Below are 16,314 nucleotides of genomic sequence, written 5' to 3' on the forward strand. Positions count from 1 at the left end.
AAAAATGGGCCCCGTTTAGTCCGGCAAAGCGGCGCCAATTGTCAGCGTCAGGCGCGAATGCCGAGAGCCCGGATGGTCTGCGGACCAGGCCTCAATGCCTGGCAGCGCCAAAATCGGTTTAGCGGAACCGCGCGCTCTCTAACACAGGCGATTTCGGGTGGCAAAGCAGTCTCATGAAGGTAAAATGACGCTATCCTCGCCCGGTTCCGAGCCTGATTAGAACCTCTCTAGTTGCGAGAAACTTGCATGTGCATCTATCTGTCCATATATTGCATATAGATAGTGTCCACGCGTGCCCGAAATTGGAAATGAGCGAGAATACAGCGCCCCGTCACGACGACGACATCCATGCCGCGGCCCTTCTGTCCGGCCGCCAGCCGGCGTTGACCGGTTGCCCGTGGCATGACGTCAACGAAATGCTCCAGTCCGCGGGGCTTCGTCCGACGCGCCAGCGTATGGCGCTCGGCTGGCTCCTGTTCGGCAAGGGTGCGCGCCACCTCACGGCTGAAATGCTGTACGAGGAAGCGACACTGGCCAAGGTCCCGGTTTCGCTGGCGACCGTCTACAACACGCTGAACCAGCTCACCGATGCCGGCCTGCTCCGCCAGGTCAGCGTCGACGGCACCAAGACCTATTTCGACACCAACGTCACCACCCACCACCATTACTACCTCGAGAACAGCCACGAGCTGGTCGATATCGAGGATCCGCATCTGGCGCTGTCCAAGATGCCGGAGGTGCCCGAGGGCTACGAGATCGCGCGCATCGACATGGTCGTGCGCCTGCGCAAGAAGCGCTGAGATTTCGCTGAATTCAATCTGACTTTGTCATGGCCGGGCTTTTGTCCCGGCCATTGTCGTGTATGGCGTCAGTTGACCTGCTCGTCCGAGTAGACGCCCCAAAGGCGCTCCTGCTGGATCCAGCCGTCAAAGCCGTTGCCGGTGACGCGGCACCAGTTTGCGCTGCACTTCTTCACCTGCGTGACGACGCCGGCCTGGAGCTTTGCTGCAACGGCGCTTTCGGGGTCGGCCCGGTCGTAAATCGGCGCGAGCTCGTCCTTGTGCTTCATGGTGACGACCGCAGTGCGGCGACCCGACAGCAGCGAATGATAGACCCAGCCCTCGGCGCCTTCGGAATCGCGCACCCGGCGCCAGTTCTCGAACTCCGCGGTGATTTCGACCGGCAAGCCGGACCGGGTGTAGACCCAGGCCACGTCATTGTCCTTGGTCGGGCCGGCGCGGACGTTCACGTGATCCGATTTGAGGCTCACATAGCGCGGCACGGGAAGGCCGCTGGCGGTCTGGGGCGTGTTGTCCTTGGCCGAATGCCCAGGGCTCACCGTGGCGCTCAACCAGGTGCAAACGAGCGCCATCACCGAACAAAAACGCCCCAACGCCATCAACCCGTCTCCTGTGGAAAACCTGGCTGAGCCAGGTCCTCACCCAATTCCAAAACCCTGCCGCGCGACCCCCAACCCACCCCACGCGGGTGTTCCCAGGCCCTTTGCCCGTGGTTCTTGTCTTGGCCCGGCCTTCTGCTAGAGAGGACGGACACTTGAACAACCAGTTTGCCCGATTTTCCGGCCGGAAATGTCGGGAGAGCTTGAAGGGAACGCCGGGGACGATACGGCAGTCGCAGTGTCGAACAACCGGGTTAATGAGGCCTCAACGACCGGCCTTTGGCGGCAGAGGCGGCCTGCGGCGCCTCATGAGGGCAGGACATGTCGGTGAAGAAAAAGCCCCTCGTCGTGGTAACGCGCAAGCTGCCGGACTCGATCGAGACCCGGATGCGCGAGCTGTTCGACGCGCGGATCAATCTCGAGGACACACCGATGTCGGCCGAGCAGATCGCAGAGGCCGCGCGCACCGCCGATGTGCTGGTTCCCACGGTCACCGATCACATCAGCGCCGACATCGTCAACCAGCCCGACTGCAAGCTCCGCCTGATCGCGAATTTCGGCAACGGCGTCGACAATATCGACGTCGAGGCCGCGCATGCCCGCGGCATCACCGTTACCAACACCCCGAAGGTTCTGACCGAAGACACCGCCGACATGACCATGGCGCTGATCCTGGCCGTGCCGCGCCGGATGATCGAGGGCGCCTCGATCCTGACGGAAGGAAAGCCCTGGGCGGGCTGGTCGCCGACCTGGATGCTCGGCCACCGCATCGGCGGCAAGCGTCTCGGCATCATCGGCATGGGCCGCATCGGCCAGGCGGTCGCACGCCGTGCCCGCGCCTTCGGCCTGCAGATCCACTATCACAATCGGCGTCCCGTCGCGCCCAAGATCGCCGAAGAACTCGGGGCGACCTATTGGGAAAGCCTCGACCAGATGCTGGCGCGGATGGACATCATCTCGGTGAACTGTCCGCATACACCGGCGACCTATCATCTGCTCTCGGCGCGGCGGCTGAAGCTGATCCGGAAAGACGCCTACATCGTCAACACGGCGCGCGGCGAAGTGACCGACGAAGACACGCTGATCAGGCTGATCGAAGGCGGCGAGATCGCCGGCGCCGGCCTCGACGTCTATGAGCACGAGCCCGCGGTCAGTCCGAAGCTGGTGCGGCTCGCCAGGGCCGGCAAGGTGACGCTGCTGCCGCATATGGGTTCGGCCACGATCGAAGGCCGCGTCGAGATGGGCGAGAAGGTGATCATCAACATCCGCACCTTCCTCGACGCGCACAAGCCGCCGGATCGCGTGCTGCCAAGCATGCTCTGAGATTATTTGCTGCGCGTTTCGCGCTTGCGCCAATCCGCAACGAAATCGATGAACGCACGCAGCGCGGGCGGCGTCTGGCGCCGGCTCGGATAGTACAGGAACGGTCCGGGAAACGGCTCGCACCAGTCTTCCATCAAGCTGACCAGTGCGCCGGATGTCACGGCGTCATGGACGTAGCCATCAAGCGTTGCCCAGATACCGACGCCGTCCAGCACGGCGCGCATGGCAAGGCCCATATTGGTCGAGATCAGCTTCGCCGGCGGGTCGACTTTCACGACCTGGCCGCCTTTCTCGAACTCCAGATCATGCATGACGCCGCTCGAGTAACGGGCGCGGATGCAATCATGGTCGAGCAGGTCCTTTGGATGTTTCGGCCGGCCGCGGCGCGCGATATAATCGGGCGAAGCGACCACGACATAGCTCTGCGGACCACTCAGCGGGATCGCCACCATGTCCTGCGCGAGATGCTCGCCATAGCGCACGCCCGCATCGTAGCCTCCACTCACGATGTCGACGAAACCGCTTTCGCTGACGATGTCGAGATCGATCTGCGGATGCGCGCTCAGAAACGGCCCGACCATCGGCGCGAGCACGAGGTCGACCGCCGGCGGCGGCGCGTTGATGCGCAGGCGGCCGGACGCCACCTCGCGCAGGCCGCGCACCTCGTCCAGTGCGTCGCCGACATCGCGCAGCGCCGGGGCCACGCGCGACAGCAGCAGCTCGCCCGCCTCGGTCAGCGCGACGCTGCGGGTGGTGCGGTTCATCAGGCGGACGCCGAGGCGCTCCTCCAGATCCCGGAGCCGCTGGCTAAGGCTCGACACGGACACGCGAATTTCGACCGCGGCACGCCTGAAATTGCGGGTGCGGGCCACCGCCACGAAGGCGTCGAGATCGCGCAGGTCGGGATCGGTCATTGTTCGATAATGTGAACAAGCCATTCTGGATTGTCCAGCTTATCGGCGCAATCAAGCAGGCGCATATCTCGCCTCGTCACGCGGCGCCATCAGCCGCCTTTTGAGGAGAGCCATCATGGAACAGCGTAAACTCGGTTCAACGGGCCCGACCGTCTCCGCCCTCGGTCTCGGCTGCATGGGCATGTCGGAGGTCTATGGCCCCGCCGATCGCGACGAGAGCATCGCCACCGTCCATGCCGCGCTCGATGCCGGCATCACGCTGCTCGACACCGGCGATTTCTACGCCATGGGCCACAACGAGCTGTTGGTCCGGGAAGCGCTGAAAGGCGTGCCGCGCGAAAAAGTGCAGATCAGCGTCAAGTTCGGCGCGCTGCGCGGCCCTGCCGGGGAGTTCGCCGGAATGGACACACGGCCGGCTGCCACCAAAAACTTTCTCGCTTATTCGCTGCAGCGGCTCGACACCGATTACGTCGATGTCTACCGTCCGGCCCGCCTCGATCCCAGCATTCCCATCGAGGAGACCATCGGCGGCCTCGCCGATCTCGTGAAGGCCGGTTACATCAGGCATATCGGCTTATCGGAGGTGGGCTCAGACACCATCCGCCGCGCGCAGGCGGTGCATCCGATCGCCGATCTGCAGATCGAATATTCGCTGATCGAGCGGGGCATCGAACGCGACATCCTGAAGACGTGCCGTGAGCTCGGCATCGCCATCACCGCTTATGGCGTACTGGCGCGTGGCCTGATCAGCGGCCATTGGTCGAAGGATAGCGGCAAGACCGGCAAGGACTACCGGCTGATGACGCCGCGCTTCCAGGGCGCCAACCTCGACGCCAATCTTGCGCTGGTGGAGCAGTTGCGTGCGATCGCCGCCGCGATCGGCGCGACACCGGCGCAGGTCGCGATCGCCTGGGTCGCGGCGCAGGGCCGGGAGATCGTACCGCTGGTCGGCGCCCGCACCCGCAACCGTCTCACCGAAGCGCTCGGTGCAACGAAGGTGACGCTGACGCCGGATCACCTCGCGGCACTGGCCAAGGCCTTTCCGCCCGATATCGCCGCCGGCACACGATATGCCGCCGAGCAGATGGCGCATCTCGACAGCGAGAAGCCGGCCACCAGGTAACGACGGCGGTCAGGTGCGATGGGCGCTGAGATCCGCGACCACAGGCCCATCGCCATTGAGCGGATTGGCGGGATCGCGCGCGTAGCGCAACGTCTCGAAGCGCATCGCGCGTGCATCGACCATCAGGAGGCGGCCGACCAGGCCGTCGCCGAACCCGACGATCTCGCGGATCGCCTCCAGCGCCATCATCGAGCCCATCACGCCCGCAAGCGCGCCCATGACGCCGGCCTCCGCGCAAGCCGGCACCGTGCCGGGCGGCGGGGCCTCCGGAAACAGGCAGCGATAGGTCGGATTGAATGTTCCGTCGGCGTTCGTCTCATGCGCGCGAATGGTGGTGAGCGAGCCGTCGAAGGTGCCGAGCGCCGCCGAGATCAGCGGCTTTTTCGCGAAGAAGCAGGCGTCAGAGACCAGATAGCGCGTCGCAAAATTGTCGGAGCCGTCGAGCACGAGATCGTAGTCGCCGATCAGGCTGAGCGCGTTGTCGGCGTTGAGCCAGGTGGCGTGGCCGACGAAGCGGACATGCGGATTCAGCGCCGCGATCCGCTCGGCCGCGCTCTCGACCTTGTGCCGGCCGATGTCGGGCGTCGCGTGGATCACCTGGCGCTGGAGGTTTGACAGCGACACAACGTCGTCATCGACCACGCCGAGCGTGCCGATGCCGGCGGCAGCCAGATACATCAAAGCGGGCGCACCGAGCCCGCCGGCGCCAATCACCAGCACGGAGGCCCGTTGCAGCGCGGCCTGGCCCGGCCCGCCGACATCGCGCAGCACGATATGGCGGGCATAGCGTTCGAGTTCGTCCGCGCTGAGCATCGTCGTCCTTCCACATCCCTCCCCTCATGGTGAGGAGGCGCGAAGCGCCGTCTCGAACCATGAAGGCCCCGCTGCGGCAGCTCGGCCTGCATCCTTCGAGACGCCGCTTACGCGGCTCCTCAGGATGAGGGGCACCACCTGAACCACCCCAATAGTGTTCGCGACCAACGAGATGTGCTTGAATGGCATTGCGTTCAATGGGCTGGCTGGATTTGTCATGAGATCGATGCTTGCGGCAACACTGATGTTGACTTCTGCCACAGGCGCGAGCGCCCAGATGACGACGCCGCACGTCCCCGGCACAAAGCCCAAGGTGGTCCAGACCGTCCCGATCAAGCCGCCGGCCCTGCAGACGCCGTCGCAGACGGCGGACGGCATGACGCAGGCGGAACGGCTGTCGCTGCAGTCCGACCTCGCCTGGGTCGGCCAGTATAACGGCGCCATCACCGGCGACGTCAGCGCGCGCATGGTCGAGGCTATCAAGGAATACCAGAAGCTCAAGGGCGGCAAGCCGACCGGCGTGCTCAATCCGCAGGAGCGTGCCGCGCTCGCCGAGACTGCGCGGCGGAAGCAGGAGGGCGTCGGCTGGAAACTCGTGACGGAGATGACCAGCGGCGCTCGGCTCGGTATTCCCTCAAAATTGGTGCCGCAGCAGGCCACCGACGCGAACGGCTCGAAATGGACCTCACCGACAGGAACGGTGCAGGTGCTGCTCAGCCGCCGCAAGGAGCCAAACCCCACCACCGCCAAGCTCGCCGAGTTCGAGAAGAAGGAGCCGGCCGGACGCAAGGTCGACTACACCGTGGTGAAGCCCGACTTCTTCGTGCTGTCGGGATTGCAGGGCCTGAAGAAATTCTACGTCCGCGGCACCTTCAAGGGCGACGAGGTCCGCATCATGACGATCCTCTACGACCAGGCGACCGAGAACACCGTCGAGCCGGTCGTGATCGCGATGTCGAGCGCCTTCAACGCGTTTCCATCAGGCCCGCAAGCCGGGCCGCCGCCGCGCAAGACCGTCAAATACGGCACCGGCATCGTCGTCAGCGACGACGGCGCGATTCTGGCCGACCGCCTCGTCACCGACAGCTGTCTTGCGATCACCATCGCCGGCTACGGCAGCGCCGACCGCCTCGCCGAGGACAAGGAGCACGATCTCGCGCTGCTGCACATCTACGGCGCGCGCGGCCTGAAGCCGCTCAGCCTTGCCGGCGGCGCGGCAAAGACGAGCGTCGATATCATCGGCATCGCCGATCCGCAGAGCCAGGGCGGCGCGGCGGGCGTGTCGAGCCTCAAGGGCGCGCTGGCGCCGGTCACATCAAGCGATTCCGCACTGTCGCCGCCACCGGCGGTTGGATTTTCCGGTGGCCCCGCGATCGATGGCGACGGCAAGTTCGCGGGCGTCGCACTGCTGAAGCCGGCAATGGTTGCGGGACCTGCGACGGCCGTGCCGGCCTCACAGGCGGTGATGGTCTCGGCAGAGACCGTGCGTGATTTCCTGAAGGCGAACGATGTCGTTGCGAATGGCACGTCCGCGGACGCGAAAGCCGCCGTCGTTCGCGTCATCTGCGTACGGAAGTAACATGATGCGTCGTCCCATCTCCCTCTCCATCGCAGTGACAGTCGCGCTGATGGGCTTCGCGGCCCGGGCACAATCGCCAGCGCTGCCGACGCCGAAGGTCGAGGAGGTGATGGTGAAGGTGGCGCTGCTGACGCTCAATGACGCCAATCTCACCGGCAACTACGATGTCCTCTATGCGAAAATGGCGAGACCGTTTCGCGAACGCTATTCATCCGGCACGCTGAAGCAGGCCTTCAGGACCTTTGCCGGGCATCACATCGACGCCATCGCCGGCATGCCGATCGTTGCGACTGAAGACCCGGAGATCAACGACAACGGCGCGCTGTTGTTGCGCGGCTATTTCGACACGACACCCTCGCGGCTGAGTTACGAGCTGGATTACGCCGTGTCGGAGGGCGAATGGAAGCTGATCACGATCGACGTCAAGGTGCGATCGATTCAGACCGAAGCAAGCGCAACCGACCTGATCGCGCGCGCCGCCGCAGACGTAGCGGGCGGCAGCGCGAAAAAATGACGCTCAGGCGAGCCTGAACCTGATCCCGGCCTTCGCAAGGCCACCGGAGATCCCGATCGGCGTGCCGTCCGCGCGCCAGCAGGCGGCGCCGGTCATGGTGCCGTCGTCGTGGAAGGCGATGCCGTTCATGCCGCCGGCAACCGTCGCAACCGGCTGCACCTCGTGGCCGAGCGCCGCGAGCTTCTTGCGCACGCTCTCCGGCACGGTCTGCTCGACCTCGAGCGCGTTGCCCTCGGTCCAGACCCGCGGGGCCTCGACCGCTTCCTGCAGACTCATGCCGTGGTCGATCAGATTGACCAGCGCCTGCATCGCGCTCGGGAAGATGCGTTTGCCGCCGGGCAGGCCGAGCGCATAACGCAGCTTGCCGTCGCGTACCGCCATCATCGGCGACATCGAGGTCGTCACGCGCTTGCCCGGCGCCAGCGACAGCGCGTGACCCGGACGCGGATCGAACAGGTTCATGTAGTTGTTGGCGATCGCGCCCAGCCCCGGGATCATGATCTTGGCTCCGAACAGATTGTTGATGGTCTGCGTGGTCGCGACCACGTTGCCGAAGCTGTCTGCCGCCGTCATGTGCGTGGTGTGCGCGCCTTCGAGCGGCGACACGCCGGCGCTCCAGGCCTGCGCCCGCGACGGATCGATGGCGCGGCGGCGCTCCTCGGCATAGGCCTTTGACGTCAGCTTCTCCACGGGCACGCCGACATAGTCAGGATCGCCGCTGGCCGCGGCACGATCGGCGAAGGCGATCTTCAGGACCTCGGCGAGGTAATGAATCGTCTCCGATGTGCCGAAACCGAGGCCGCCGATGTCATAGCCCTCCAGGATGTTGAGCATCTGCGCGATGTGCACGCCTGAGGCTGCGGGCGGCGGCGGGCCAAGGATGGTCCAGCCGCGATAGTCGGCACGAATCGGCTGCCGTTCGACGGTCTTGTAGCTGGTGAGATCGTTGCGGCGGATGAAGCCGCCGGTCTTCTCCATGTAGTCGGCGAGGATGTCGCCGAGCGGCCCCTCGTAGAGCGCGGTCTCACCGTGATCGGCAATATAACGCAGCGTCTCGGCATATTCGGCCTGCACGACGCGCTCGCCGACCTTCAGCGGTGCACCGTCGGGCAGATAGATCGCTGAGATCGGCTTGTCCTTGCGCATCTCGGCGGCGCTCTCGCTGATGCATTCGTGCAAATAGGGAGTCGCTGCATAGCCGCGCGCGGCGTGCTTGATCGCGGGCTGCAAGACGTCGGCGAGACTCATGGTGCCGAACCTGCGTAGCGTCTCGCACCAGGCCTTCAGCGAGCCCGGCGTGGCAACGGCCTTCGGACCGGTGAGATTTTCGTTGCCAACGGTGTCGAATACGTCATGCGCCGAGCCCGGCTTGGAGGTGTAGGTGGTATCGCGCACCGCCGCGGGCACGGTGCTCTGGCCGTCGATGAAGCGATGGCTGCCGTCGGCGAGCCTGATATGCGCCATGCCGCCGCCGATGATGCCGACCATCATCGGCTCGACCACGGTCAGCGTGAACAGGGTGGCGATCGCGGCATCGACGGCATTGCCGCCCGCGGCCAGCATCTCGGCGCCGGCGCTGGAGGCCAGCGGGTGATTGCTGACCACCATGCCGCGGCTCGAGACCGCCGGCATCTTCTGACAGTCAAAGGTCGTCGCCGTCCGGTCGCGCCAGTTTTCGCTCATGCCGCTCGTCCTTCCTATTCACGGCGGCGAGCACACCACACGCACGATTACGGGTCCAGTAATGGTACGGATTAGCTGGCATTCCCGATTCTGCCATCATTGTTACTGATTCGGACATCCGCGGTCCCCTTGGATCGGGCAGGGCACGTCCTGAGCGAGAAGAGCTCAGCATCGAGAAGCGATGCACGTTCGCGTGGCGTTTCCCCAGACCCAAGCACTCCAAAGGATTCATCTTCCAATGCACACGATCGTACTCGCCACCCAAAAGGGCGGCAGTGGCAAGAGCACCCTCGCCATCGGCCTCGCGCTGGCGGCCAGGCAGGCCGGCTTCACTGTCCGCCTGATCGAAACCGACCCGCAGGGCACCCTGTCCAACTGGCTGCGCCGCCGCAACAATGACGACGTCGTCGTCGAGCCGATTTATCATGCCGCCGATATCGAGCCGCGTCTCAAGATGCTCGCCGACAGCGGCCTGCAGCTTGCGATCGTCGACACCGCGGCCGGCCTCAGCGCCGCGACCACGGCTGCGATCCGCTACTCCGACCTCTGCCTGATCCCGGCCCGCCCGAGCGTCGCCGACATCGAGGCGACCGTCTCCACCCTGAGCGTCGCGCGCGCCTGGAAGCGTCCCTACAGCTTCGTGCTGAACCAGACGCCGATCCGCGGCCAGCGCATCGACAACGCCGCCAACACGCTCGCCGAGGAAGCCGCGCTCGATCTCGGCGACGTGCTCGCGCGCCCGCTGATCGTGATGCGCAACGACCACCAGGACTCGCTCGCCAGCGGCCTCGCTGTCAGCGAATTCGCGCCGAACGGCAAGTCGGCGGACGAGATCCGCGGCCTCTGGCGCTGGATCGAGACCCGGCTCGAGCTCGAAGCCACCACCAATGTGCTGATCGACCAGGTGATCTCGGCGGCGGACGGCATGCTGCACGTCGCCACCGAGCTTGCGGCGGACGAAACACTGGCGTCCTGAGCGGGGCAATCGCTCAGACGGCAGCCGGCCCTTCGCCATCCGGAAGGGCCCCAGCGACGAAGCAATCCGGTCACCAGCCCGGCCGGATTGCTTCGCTTCGCGTTTTTGGCGATGGCCGGCATGCCATCGAACGAAAACATCGAAAACAACCCCATGCACAGTAGAGCCGCTTGCCGCCGAGGTACCTCGGCGACGGCGCGCAGACATCTGACTTGTCAGGCAAAACGGCTATTCGCGGGATGCGGTGCTCCATCCACCCGTCATTGCGAGCGCAGCGAAGCAATCCAGAATCCCTCAACGGAAAGACTCTGGATTGCTTCGCTGCGTTCGCAATGACGGCGTGGTGGGACCTTCGTCTTGCAGGGACTCACGGCCTGTCGGCGGCAGGCGCGAACATCACTTCTGACATTTCGGACACCAGAAGGTCGACCGGCCGTTCTGCGTGAATCGCTTCACCGTGCCCCCGCACCCCGGCGTCTTGCAGGCCTCGCCCTCGCGATCATAGACCTTGAAGGAGTGCTGGAAATAGCCGAGCTCGCCGGAGGTCTGGCGATGATCGCGCAGTGACGATCCGCCGGCCTTGATGGCGTCGTTGAGCACGGTGTGGATTGCACTCACCAACCGCTTCGCATGATCCGTCGGCTCGCCCTTTTTGGTCGACAGCGTCGCCGCGATCCGGCGCGGCGACAGATGCGAACGGTGCAGCGCCTCGCAGACATAGATGTTGCCGAGCCCTGCCACGACGCGCTGGTCGAGCAGCGCGGCCTTCAGGCTGGTGGTCTTGTCCTGACAGGACCGCGCCAGCATCGCCGCATCGAACGCGTTGCCGAGCGGCTCGGGGCCGAGGTCGCGCAGCAGAGGCTCGTCTTCGAGCGCGTTGCGCGCGATCACTTTCATGTAACCGAAGCGGCGCGGGTCGTTGAAGACGATGTCGGCACCGGAGGACATCCGAAACAGCACGTGATCGTGCGTGGAGTCTTTCCCCTTCGGATAGTGAAATTCGCCAGGCGATGCGTCGTTGTCCGGCTTGATGACGCGGAACGAGCCCGACATGCCCAGATGCATCAGCAGCACGTCGCCGGAGGCGAGATCAGCCATGAGATATTTTGCACGGCGTCCCAGCCCCGTGACGATCTGTCCCTGGAGCCGGGCGACGAAATCCGGCTGGAACGGAAAGCGCAAATCGGGCCTGCGGGCCTCCGCGACGAGGATTTTCGCACCCTCCATGACCGGCTGAAGGCCGCGGCGGACGGTCTCGACTTCGGGCAATTCAGGCATGGTCAGGCATTCACCTTATGAGGGCGGTGTGATAGCGCCATTGCGGCGGGCGCGCTATGGTTCGCCCTGTGGAGTAGAGTAATGGATCGGCCGGGCGAAACCACGCATTTTGGCTTCAGGGACGTTCCCCTGGGGGACAAGCAGACGCTGGTGAACGATGTGTTTCACAGCGTGGCTTCGCGCTATGATTTGATGAACGATTTGATGTCCGGTGGCCTGCACCGGGTCTGGAAGGACATCATGATCAACGCGCTCGACCCGCCGAGATCCGACCGGCCGTTCGCGCTGCTCGACGTCGCCGGCGGCACCGGCGACATCTCGTTCCGGGCCGCCAAGGCGGCAGGCCCCGGCTTCCATGCCACCGTCTGCGACATCAATTCCGGGATGCTCGAGGTCGGCCGCGAGCGCGCCGCCAAGCGCCATCTCGAGACCCAGGTCGATTTCGTCGAGGGCAATGCCGAAGCGCTCGCCTTCGCCGATCGCAGCTTCGATGCATATACGATCGCTTTCGGCATTCGCAACGTGCCGCGGATCGATCTGGCGCTGAGCGAGGCCTACCGTGTGCTCAAGCCCGGCAGCCGCTTCCTGTGCCTGGAATTCTCAACCGTCGAGATGCCCGGCCTCGATCGTCTTTACGACCTGTTCTCGTTCAAGGTGATCCCGCCGCTCGGCCGCATGGTCACGGGCGACGCCGAGTCCTACCAGTATCTGGTCGAATCGATCCGCAAGTTCCCGAAGCCCAACGCCTTCGCCGACATGATCCGCGACGCGGGCTTTTCGCGCGTCAACTGGCAGACATTGTCCGGCGGCATCGTCGCACTGCATTCGGGCTGGCGTTTGTGATCTCTGCAATCACCCACATTTCGCGCCTGATCCGCGCCGCGTTCGTGTTTGCGCGCGAAGGCGTGTTCGGCTCGGTCGATCCGAGCCTGGTGCCGCCGCCCGGACAGCTCGCGCTGAAGCTTGCGCGCATCGTCGAGCGGCGCGGCCCTAAGGACGGGCCGCGGATGTCGCGCGCGCTGACGCGGATGGGCCCGGCCTATCTCAAGCTCGGGCAGTTCCTCGCCACGCGCCCCGACGTCGTCGGCGTCATCATGGCGCGCGACCTGGAGAGCCTGCAGGATCGCTTGCCGCCGTTTTCGCAGGCCGAAGCGGAAGCCGCGATCGCGACCTCGCTGGAGCGTCCGCTAACCGATGTCTTCGCGAGCCTCGGCCCGCCGGTCGCCGCCGCCTCGATCGCGCAGGTGCATCGCGGCGAGGTGTTGCGCGACGGAGTCCGCAAGTCGGTTGCGGTCAAGGTGCTGCGGCCGAACGTGGCCTCGCGCTTCCGCCGCGACCTCTCCGATTTCTTCTACGTCGCGCACAAGGCCGAGGCTTACTCGTCCGAGGCGCGGCGGCTGCGCCTGATCGAAGTCATCAACACCATGTCGCGCTCGGTCGCGATGGAGATGGACCTGCGGCTCGAAGCCGCCGCGCTGTCGGAAATGGCCGAGAACACGCGGGACGATCCCGACTTCCGGGTGCCTGAGGTCGACTGGGACCGCACCACGCACAACGTGCTGACGATGGAGTGGATCGATGGCATCGCGCTGAACGATCACAAGCGCCTCGCGGAGTCGCAGGTCGACCTGCCCGATCTTGGCCGCAAGGTGATCCAGAGCTTTCTGCGCCACGCGCTGCGCGACGGCTTTTTCCACGCCGACATGCATCCGGGCAATCTGTTCCTCGATGACGCCGGCCGCCTGGTCGCGGTCGATTTCGGCATCATGGGCCGGCTCGGCATGAAGGAGCGGCGCTTCCTTGCCGAAATCCTGCTCGGCTTCATCACGCGCGACTATCGCCGCGTCGCCGAGGTGCATTTCGAGGCGGGTTACGTGCCCGCGCATCACTCCGTCGAGAACTTTGCGCAAGCCATCCGCGCCATCGGCGAGCCCATTCACAACCGCACCGCCGAGGAGATCTCGATGGCGCGGCTGCTGACGCTGCTGCTCGAGGTCACCGGCCTGTTCGACATGACGACGCGGCCCGAACTGATCCTGCTGCAGAAGACCATGGTGGTGGTCGAGGGCGTGGCGCGCGGCTTCGATCCCAGGCTCGACATCTGGAAGGTCGCAGATCCCGTGGTGCGCGAATGGATCGAGCGCAATCTCGGACCGATCGGCCGGGTGCAGGGGGCGATTTCCGGCGGCGGCGATCTCGCCCGCGTGCTGATGCGCCTGCCCGACATCGCGCAGCGCTCGGTCGCCGTGCTCGAGCAGTTCGAAGCCATGACACGGGACGGCATCCGGCTGTCGCCGGAGAGCATCGCCGCAATGGGCCGCAGCGAGGGCCGCAAGAACCGCTGGCGCACCGTCGCGCTCTGGATCATCGCCGCGACCTTCATCGGAATCCTGATCGCCGTCCGGAATCTGTGATTGCACTGCAATCATACGATTGATAGCATCGCTATCATCCGTGCTGGAGGGACGTCATGGCAAGCCTGACCATCCGCAAGCTCGACGAGGGCGTCAAAACCTATCTGCGCCTGCGCTCGGCCAGGAACCGCAGGTCGGTCGAGGAGGAGGTTCGGGTCATCCTCGGGGAGCTGATCGAGGGTCGCGAGGAGCCGCTGACGCCGTTCGCGCTGCCGCCGGCACCATCCACGGCCCCCACGCCGCAGCGCATCGGCGCCGTCCCGGAGGCCAGCGTCACCCTGATCATCGGCGGCGGGATCGCGGCCTACAAGTCGCTGGACCTGATCCGCCGGCTCAAGGAGCGCCGCATCGAGGTCCGCTGCGTGCTGACCAAGGCCGCACAGCAATTCGTCACGCCGCTAGCGGTGAGCGCGCTCTCGCATGAGCGCGTCCATACCGATCTGTTCGACCCCCAGAGCGAGTTCGACGCCGGCCATATCAGGCTGGCGCGCGAGTGCGACATGATCGTGGTGGCGCCGGCGACGGCCGACCTGATGGCGAAGATGGCCAATGGCCATGCCGACGATCTCGCCAGCGCCATCCTGCTCGCCACCAACCGCAAGATCCTGCTGGCACCGGCGATGAATCCGCTGATGTGGAACAACGCGGCGACGCGCCGCAACGTCGCACAGCTTCAGCGCGACGGCGTGGTGCTGATCGGGCCGAATTCCGGCGAGATGGCCGAAGCGGGCGAGGCCGGCGTCGGCCGCATGTCCGAGGCGATCGAGATCGCCACCGCCGCCGAGCGCCTGCTGCGGCCACCGGTGCCGCGCCCGCTCGCCGGCAAGCGCGTGCTGATCACCGCAGGGCCCACCCACGAGCCGATCGACCCGGTGCGCTACATCGCCAACCGCTCCTCCGGCAAGCAGGGTTTTGCCATTGCCGCCGCTGCGCAAGCCGCAGGCGCGGAGGTGATTCTGGTGAGCGGTCCGGTCGATCTCGACGATCCCGCCGGTGTCACGGTGAAGCATGTCGAATCGGCGCGGCAGATGCTGGAGCAGGTGCAGGCTTCGCTTCCCGCCGACATCGCGATCTTCGCAGCCGCGGTCGCCGACTGGCGCGTCGCGAGCGAGGGCGAGCAGAAGCTGAAGAAGACCTCGGCCGGCATGCCGCCGCTCCAGCTGGTCGAGAACCCCGACATCCTCGCCACGATCTCGAAGCTGACCGACAACCGCCCGCCGCTGGTGATCGGCTTTGCCGCCGAGACCGAACATCTCATCGACAACGCCAAGTCCAAGCTGGCCCGCAAGGGCTGCGACTGGATCGTCGCCAATGATGTTTCGCCCGCAACAGGCGTGATGGGCGGCGACCGCAACACCGTGCACCTCATAAGTCGGAAGGACGGCGAGATTGCAGTTGATTCCTGGCCGGTGATGACCAAGGAACAGGTCGCCATCGAACTGGTCGCGCATGTCGCCAAGAGCGTGACCGACAAATCCTTGGGCGATAAAGAACCGGAGCCGGCATCTTGAGCACGACAATCACGGTCGAACTGCAGCAGCTCGCCCACGCCGCGGGCCTGCCGTTGCCGGCCTATCAGACCGCCGAAGCCGCTGGCCTCGATTTGATGGCCGCGGTGCCGGACGGCGAACCGATGACGCTCGCCCCCAGCCAATACGCGCTGGTGCCGACGGGGCTCGCGATCGCGCTGCCGCCCGGGCACGAGGCCCAGGTGCGGCCGCGCTCCGGTCTCGCCGCTAAGCACGGCGTCACCGTGCTGAACTCGCCCGGAACCATCGACGCGGACTATCGCGGCGAGATCAAGGTGATCCTGATCAACCACGGCGCCGCCCCCTTCTTGATCAAGCGCGGCGAGCGCGTCGCGCAGATGGTGATCGCGCCCGTGGTGCAGGCCGCGCTGGTTCCCGTGGCGACCTTGTCGGCCACCGATCGCGGCGCTGGCGGCTTCGGCTCGACCGGCCGCTAGCTTTTCTTGCCTCTCCCGCTTGCGGGAGAGGCCGTCGCGCTCGCAGAGCGCGGCGGGTGAGGGTTCTCATCATACCAGGAGAGCCCCGTTGCGGAGACACCCTCTCCCCAGCCCTCCCCCGCAAGCGGGGGAAGGAGCGCATCTGCATCGCGGCAGGCGTCTGCGTAACCGCTAACACACGACAATCCCAGCTGAATCATCCGGAAGAGCGACGTGCGACGGAACCGCGCGCGCGGCATTTTTTTGGGGCCGCCTTTGCGTTCACGATCTGGACTCTTACCGCTGGAGTCACGGTGAGGGTATTGTCGTTTGATTCGCGCGCGACGGGGGTC

The 16,314-nt window shown here is 65.5% G+C and carries 15 protein-coding genes; 10 read left to right on the top strand and 5 right to left on the bottom strand.

Annotated features, from left to right (window positions below):
* Positions 1-308 precede the first annotated feature (308 nt).
* Positions 309-800, top strand: coding sequence for an iron response transcriptional regulator IrrA (gene irrA, locus FNV92_RS00310; protein WP_143842678.1), 492 nt, complete (start codon positions 309-311; stop codon positions 798-800).
* A gap of 68 nt (positions 801-868) precedes the next feature.
* Here the strand turns inward: irrA and FNV92_RS00315 are convergent, their stop codons facing one another.
* A complete protein-coding gene (locus tag FNV92_RS00315) occupies positions 869-1,399 on the bottom strand; it encodes an SH3 domain-containing protein (RefSeq protein ID WP_014438708.1) in 531 nt (176 codons plus the stop codon).
* Between the two features lie 321 nt (positions 1,400-1,720).
* Between FNV92_RS00315 and FNV92_RS00320 the strand changes: the two genes are divergently transcribed.
* Positions 1,721-2,722, top strand: a complete 1,002-nt coding sequence (locus tag FNV92_RS00320) for a 2-hydroxyacid dehydrogenase (RefSeq protein WP_143842677.1) — start codon at positions 1,721-1,723, stop codon at positions 2,720-2,722.
* A 2-nt stretch (positions 2,723-2,724) separates the two neighbouring features.
* On the opposite strand, the gene FNV92_RS00325 is transcribed toward FNV92_RS00320, so the two are convergent.
* On the bottom strand, positions 2,725-3,636 hold the full coding sequence (locus FNV92_RS00325; RefSeq protein WP_143842676.1) for a LysR family transcriptional regulator: 912 nt from the start codon (positions 3,634-3,636) through the stop codon (positions 2,725-2,727).
* Positions 3,637-3,751: 115 nt separating this feature from the next.
* Here FNV92_RS00325 and FNV92_RS00330 point away from each other — a divergent pair, with 115 nt between their 5' ends.
* Positions 3,752-4,759, top strand: coding sequence for an aldo/keto reductase (locus tag FNV92_RS00330; protein WP_143842675.1), 1,008 nt, complete (start codon positions 3,752-3,754; stop codon positions 4,757-4,759).
* A 9-nt stretch (positions 4,760-4,768) separates the two neighbouring features.
* Here FNV92_RS00330 and FNV92_RS00335 read toward each other — a convergent pair whose 3' ends face one another.
* The gene (locus tag FNV92_RS00335; protein WP_143842674.1) at positions 4,769-5,572 is read right to left on the bottom strand and encodes a HesA/MoeB/ThiF family protein; all 804 of its coding nucleotides are present in this window, start codon (positions 5,570-5,572) and stop codon (positions 4,769-4,771) included.
* Positions 5,573-5,789: 217 nt separating this feature from the next.
* Here FNV92_RS00335 and FNV92_RS00340 point away from each other — a divergent pair, with 217 nt between their 5' ends.
* Together FNV92_RS00340 and FNV92_RS00345 are read left to right on the top strand one after the other, a co-directional pair.
* Positions 5,790-7,151, top strand: a complete 1,362-nt coding sequence (locus FNV92_RS00340) for a serine protease (RefSeq protein ID WP_168213406.1) — start codon at positions 5,790-5,792, stop codon at positions 7,149-7,151.
* A 1-nt stretch (position 7,152) separates the two neighbouring features.
* Entirely contained in the window at positions 7,153-7,665 is a 513-nt protein-coding gene (locus tag FNV92_RS00345) for a hypothetical protein (protein WP_143842673.1), read from the top strand.
* Between the two features lie 3 nt (positions 7,666-7,668).
* Here FNV92_RS00345 and ggt read toward each other — a convergent pair whose 3' ends face one another.
* The gene (gene ggt / locus FNV92_RS00350; RefSeq protein ID WP_143842672.1) at positions 7,669-9,348 is read right to left on the bottom strand and encodes a gamma-glutamyltransferase; all 1,680 of its coding nucleotides are present in this window, start codon (positions 9,346-9,348) and stop codon (positions 7,669-7,671) included.
* A gap of 238 nt (positions 9,349-9,586) precedes the next feature.
* Between ggt and FNV92_RS00355 the strand changes: the two genes are divergently transcribed.
* Positions 9,587-10,324 (top strand): ParA family protein, encoded by a 738-nt coding sequence (locus tag FNV92_RS00355; RefSeq protein ID WP_014438716.1) that lies wholly within the window; start codon positions 9,587-9,589, stop codon positions 10,322-10,324.
* Between the two features lie 396 nt (positions 10,325-10,720).
* Here FNV92_RS00355 and mutM read toward each other — a convergent pair whose 3' ends face one another.
* Positions 10,721-11,602, bottom strand: a complete 882-nt coding sequence (mutM, locus tag FNV92_RS00360; protein ID WP_143842670.1) for a bifunctional DNA-formamidopyrimidine glycosylase/DNA-(apurinic or apyrimidinic site) lyase — start codon at positions 11,600-11,602, stop codon at positions 10,721-10,723.
* A gap of 81 nt (positions 11,603-11,683) precedes the next feature.
* Here mutM and ubiE point away from each other — a divergent pair, with 81 nt between their 5' ends.
* The 4 genes from ubiE to dut are packed head-to-tail and all read left to right on the top strand — an operon-like array spanning position 11,684 to position 15,982.
* Positions 11,684-12,445 (top strand): bifunctional demethylmenaquinone methyltransferase/2-methoxy-6-polyprenyl-1,4-benzoquinol methylase UbiE, encoded by a 762-nt coding sequence (ubiE, locus tag FNV92_RS00365; RefSeq protein WP_143842669.1) that lies wholly within the window; start codon positions 11,684-11,686, stop codon positions 12,443-12,445.
* On the top strand, positions 12,442-14,016 hold the full coding sequence (gene ubiB, locus FNV92_RS00370) for a 2-polyprenylphenol 6-hydroxylase (protein WP_143842668.1): 1,575 nt from the start codon (positions 12,442-12,444) through the stop codon (positions 14,014-14,016). Before ubiE ends, ubiB begins: the two co-directional genes overlap by 4 nt.
* A gap of 56 nt (positions 14,017-14,072) precedes the next feature.
* Positions 14,073-15,527 carry a bifunctional phosphopantothenoylcysteine decarboxylase/phosphopantothenate--cysteine ligase CoaBC gene (gene coaBC, locus FNV92_RS00375; protein ID WP_143842667.1) on the top strand — a complete coding sequence of 485 codons (1,455 nt, stop codon included), beginning with the start codon at positions 14,073-14,075 and terminating at the stop codon, positions 15,525-15,527.
* Entirely contained in the window at positions 15,524-15,982 is a 459-nt protein-coding gene (gene dut / locus FNV92_RS00380) for a dUTP diphosphatase (RefSeq protein WP_143842666.1), read from the top strand. The genes coaBC and dut overlap by 4 nt, the downstream gene beginning before the upstream one ends.
* The last annotated feature ends 332 nt before the right edge of the window (positions 15,983-16,314 follow it).

Origin of the sequence: Bradyrhizobium cosmicum, from assembly GCF_007290395.2 — a bacterium.
GTDB lineage: Bacteria > Pseudomonadota > Alphaproteobacteria > Rhizobiales > Xanthobacteraceae > Bradyrhizobium > Bradyrhizobium cosmicum.